Annotated in this window: 2 protein-coding genes; both read left to right on the top strand. The window is 46.3% G+C overall.

What is annotated here, in order from left to right; all coding sequences use genetic code 11:
- Positions 1-42 precede the first annotated feature (42 nt).
- Positions 43-282, top strand: a complete 240-nt coding sequence (locus tag DZ860_RS23910; protein WP_120035733.1) for an excisionase — start codon at positions 43-45, stop codon at positions 280-282.
- On the top strand, positions 239-601 hold a 363-nt coding region (locus tag DZ860_RS23915), incomplete at its 3' end, for a phage integrase Arm DNA-binding domain-containing protein (protein WP_207890684.1). The genes DZ860_RS23910 and DZ860_RS23915, both read left to right, overlap by 44 nt.

A 601-nucleotide genomic window follows, 5' to 3' on the forward strand; every position in this document is an offset into this window, starting at 1 on the left:
TGATGGCGGTTTTTTCTTGCGTGTAATTCCGGAGACTTTGCGATGTACTTGACACTTCAGGAGTGGAACGCACGCCAGCGACGTCCAAGAAGCCTTGAAACAGTTCGTCGATGGGTTCGGGAATGCAGGATATTCCCACCTCCGGTTAAGGATGGAAGAGAGTATCTGTTCCACGAATCAGCGGTAAAGGTTGACTTAAATCGACCAGTAACAGGTGGCCTTTTGAAGAGGATCAGAAATGGGAAGAAGGCGAAKTYATSRGCGCCGGGWYTTACCCYCTAACCTTTATATAAGWAACAATRGATATTACTGCTACAGGGACCCAAGGACGGGTAAAGAGTTTGGATTAGGCAGAGACAGGCGAATCGCAATCACTGAAGCTATACAGGCCAACATTGAGTTATTTTCAGGACACGAACTCAAGCCTCTGACAGCGAGAATCAACAGTGATAATTCCGTTACGTTACATTCATGGCTTGATCGCTACGAAAAAATCCTGGCCAGCAGAGGAATCAAGCAGAAGACACTCATAAATTACATGAGCAAGATTAAAGCAATAAGGAGGGGTCTGCCTGATGCTCCACTTGAAGACATCACCACA

The organism is Vibrio sinensis, from assembly GCF_003605645.1.
In the GTDB taxonomy this organism is placed as follows: domain Bacteria; phylum Pseudomonadota; class Gammaproteobacteria; order Enterobacterales; family Vibrionaceae; genus Vibrio; species Vibrio sinensis.